The following is a 3,998-nucleotide window of genomic DNA, read 5'->3' as shown; positions in this document are numbered from 1 at the left end:
TCGAACGGCGCCACCGCATCAGCCGCCACCAACTCCTCAGCCCGCGAAAACCCCTCCGGGTCACCACTGAGGTCCACGACCTCCAGCCCGAACCCGCCTGGCGGGTCGACAACCTGGTAGGCCACGCCGCCGGTCGGGACCAGGCGGGTGCGCAGCACCTCGTGCCGGTCCACGATCGCGCCCAGCGCAGCGCCCAGTGCCACCTCGTCGAGGGGGCCGGTCAGGCGCAGGGCGAGCGGCACGTTGTACTCGGTCGACTCCGGGGCCATCTGAGTGAGGAACCACAGGCGCTGCTGCGCGAACGACAGCGGCAGCAGCCGGTCACGGCCGACGGGAACGATGGGCGGGACCCGCGTACGGCCGGCTGAGCCGTCGACCAGCTCGGCCAGCTCGGCAACCGACGGGTGGGCGAAGAGGGCGCCCAGCGGCACCTCGACGTCGAACACCGCCCGCACCTGGGACACCGCCTGGGTGGCCAGCAGCGAGTGGCCCCCCAGCTCGAAAAAGCTGTCGCCGACCCCGACCCGCTCCAGCCCGAGGACCTGCGCCCAGATCCCGGCCAGGACCTCCTCCGTCGCGGTCCGGGGGGCCACGAAATCGGCCGCGAGGTCCGGCCTGCTGCTGTCGGGAGCGGGCAGCGCCGCCCGGTCGATCTTCCCGCTCGGGCTCAGCGGCAGCGCGGCCAGTTCGACGAAGACCGAGGGCACCAGGTAGTCGGGCAGACCGGCGAGCAGGAACCCTCGCAGCTCACCGGCCGAGGGGATGCCGTCCGCGACGTCCTCGGCGACGAGGTAACCCACCAAACGCCGGTCCCCGCCGTCCTCGTGGGCCACGACGGCCGCCGCCGCGATCTCGGGGTGCGCTACCAGCGCGGCTTCGACCTCACCGGGTTCGACCCGGTAACCCCGGACCTTCACCTGCTCGTCAACGCGGCCCAGGAACTCCAACTGCCCATCCGCCCGCCACCGCACACGATCCCCGGTCCGGTACAGCCGCGAGCCCTCACCACCGAACGGATCCGCCAGGAAACGCTCGGCCGTCAGCTCAGGCCGACCGCCATACCCACGAGCCAGGCCGCTCCCACCGACGAACAGCTCACCGGGGACCCCCACCGGGACCGGCCGAAGGTGCCGATCCAGCACATACACACGCGCGTTGGCGATCGGACCACCGATCGGCGGAGCCCCGGCATCGGCCACATCACACAACGCCATCGACGCACACACCGACGTCTCCGTCGGCCCGTACGCATTGAACAGCCGACGCCCACGCCCCCACACGCCGGCGAGTTCCGGGCTCAGCCGTTCCCCCGCTGTGAGCAGGGTGGTCACGGCGGACAACGCGCCGGGCTCGAGGACGCCCAGCAGGGACGGCGGCAGTGTCGCCACGCTGACTCGGGCCTGGGTGGTGAGCGCCACCAGCGCTGCCGGTTCGGACCGGGCCTCCGGGGTGGCGACGACCAGGGTCGCGCCGACGGCCAGCGCCATGAACACCTCGGAGACGGAGGCGTCGAAACTGAAGGGCGCGAACTGCAGCACCACGTCGCGCCCGGTGGTGCTCAGCACCCGGCGCTGCCCTTCGACAAGGTTGACCGCTCCGCCGTGGGTCACCTGGACACCCTTGGGGCGGCCCGTCGAGCCCGAGGTGTAGATCACGTATGCAAGCTGACCGGGGTGGACGGCGACAGCGGGCGCGTGCGAAGGGGCGGCCTCGATGCCCAGCACCGTCAGCGGGTCGTCCAGCACCATCACGCGGGCCCGCCGTACAGCGAGGACGTCGAGGGAGTCGGCGGTGCCCAGCAGAACGGACGCCCTGCTGTCAGCCAGCATGTACGAGAGCCGCTCGGCGGGGTAGTCGGGATCCAGCGGCAGGTAAGCCCCGCCGGCCCTCAGCACGGCGAGCAGCGCGACGACCATGTCCAGGCCACGCGGCAGGCACAGGGCGACCACGGTTTCCGCCCCCACCCCCGAGTCGCGCAGGTAGTGCGCCAACCGGTTCGACCGCGCCGCCAGCTCGCCATAGGTCAGGGACTGGTCGCCGAAGACGACGGCGAGGTCGTCGTCCTGGCCGGCGATCAGCTCGTGCAGTCCGCCGACCGGCACGGGGGCCCCGGTGGCGTTCCACTCGGCGAGCGTCCGGTCGCGTTCGGCGGCGTCCATCACCGGCAGCTCCGAGAGCGGGAGCGCCGGGTCGGCCGCCACCGCGCCCAGCAGCACGACCAGCCGGTCCACCAGGCGCTCCACGGTCGCGCGGTCGAACAGGTCGGTGCTGTACTCGATGGACCCGGCCAGACTGTCGACGTTGCCGCCGAGTGTCACGGTGAGGTCGAATTGAGCCACCACCCTGCTCACGGAGGCAGGCTCCATCGAGAGCGCGCCCAGCTCCAGCGGCGTTCCGGTGTCCCAGTCGACACCGAACATCACCTGGAAGAGGGGGTGTCGGGAGCGGTGACGCTCTGGGGCGAGCGTGTCCACGAGTTGCTCGAACGGCACATCCTGGTGGGCGTAGGCGCCGAGTGCCGCGCTGCGAACGCGGCCCAGGACCTCGGTGAACGTGGGGTCGCCGGACAGGTCGGTGCGCAGGACCAGGGTGTTGACGAAGTAGCCGATGAGGTCTTCGGTCTCGGCCCGGTTGCGGTTGGCGATGGGGGTGCCGATCACGATGTCGTCCTGGTCGGCGTACTTGCCGAGGAGCACGGTGAAGGCAGCCAGCAACGTCATGAACATGGTCGAGCCGCTGTCGCGGGTGATCCGCTGTAGCCCGGCGGCAACCTGCTCGGGCACGTCGAAGCGCACCACTCCACCGTCCGAGGACCGTACGGCGGGGCGGGGCCTGTCGGTGGGCAGCTCCAGGGTCGGAGCCCCGGCCAGCCGCTCGCGCCAGTAGCCGAGCTGCTCCTCGAGCACCTCGCCCTGGAGCCACTCGCGCTGCCAGACCGAGAAGTCGGCGTACTGCACCGGCAACGGAGCCAGCGGCGACGGCTCACCCCGGGAGAACGCCTCGTACAGGGCGGTCAGCTCCCGGGTGAGCACCCCGGCCGACCACTCGTCGGAAACCACGTGGTGCATGCACAGGCTCAGCAGATGTTCTTCTGCCGCGAGCCGGATCAACCGGCCGCGCAGCAGGGGGCCGGTGGACAGGTCGAACGGCGTCACCGCGTCGGCGGCGACCAGTTCCTCGGCCTGCTCGGCACCCAGCTCGACGACCTGCAGCCCGAACCCGGACGGCGGGTCGATGACCTGGTGCGCCACCCCGTCGACGGCGACGAACCTGGTGCGCAGCACCTCATGCCGCTCCACGATCACATCCAGCGCCGCCCTCAGCGCCGGCACGTCCAGGAAACCACTCAGCCGCAACGCGAGGGGTGCGTTGTACTCCGATGAGCCCGGTTCCATCTGGTCCAGGAACCACAACCGCTGCTGCGCGAACGACAGCGGCAACGGTGTGTCCCTGGAGACTGGGAGGATCGGCGGGACCGGCACGCCCGGCGCGGAGACATCGACGACGGCGGCCATCTCGCCCACCGTGGGGTGGTCGAAGATCGCCGCGAGCGGGACGTCGACGTCGAAAGCGGCCCGCAGCCGGGAGATCACCTGGGTCGCCAGCAGCGAGTGCCCACCCAGGTCGAAGAAGTTCTCCGTGACTCCGACCCGTTCCACCCCAAGTACCTGCGCCCAGATACCAGCCAGGACTTCTTCACTCGGCGTGCGAGGAGCGACGAACTCACCGATGGGGGCTTCCGGAGCAGGCAGAGCAGTGCGGTCGAGCTTGCCGTGCCGGGTCACCGGCAGGGCCGACAGCTCCATGAATATCGACGGGACCATGTACTCGGGCAGGGTGTCTCGCAGGAACGCGCGCAACTCCGCGATCGGCGGCAGCTCTCCCACCAGGTAAGCGACCAGCCGCTCCAGCGGATCAGCAACCACCACGGCGGCGCTGACCGCAGGGTGCGCGTGCAGGGCGGCTTCGACCTCGCCGGGTTCGATCCGGTAACCGCG

Annotated in this window: 1 protein-coding gene; it reads right to left on the bottom strand. The window is 71.0% G+C overall.

Annotated elements, in window-relative coordinates; genetic code table 11:
* The coding region (locus tag AB0J09_RS58480) for an amino acid adenylation domain-containing protein (RefSeq protein ID WP_360711876.1) at positions 1 to 3,998 on the bottom strand (3,998 nt) is incomplete at both ends.

The organism is Nonomuraea sp. NPDC049784, from assembly GCF_040659615.1.
Taxonomy (GTDB): Bacteria; Actinomycetota; Actinomycetes; order Streptosporangiales; family Streptosporangiaceae; genus Nonomuraea.
The sequence above is the reverse complement of the archived record's forward strand: the minus strand, read 5'-3'. Positions and strand labels throughout refer to the sequence as shown.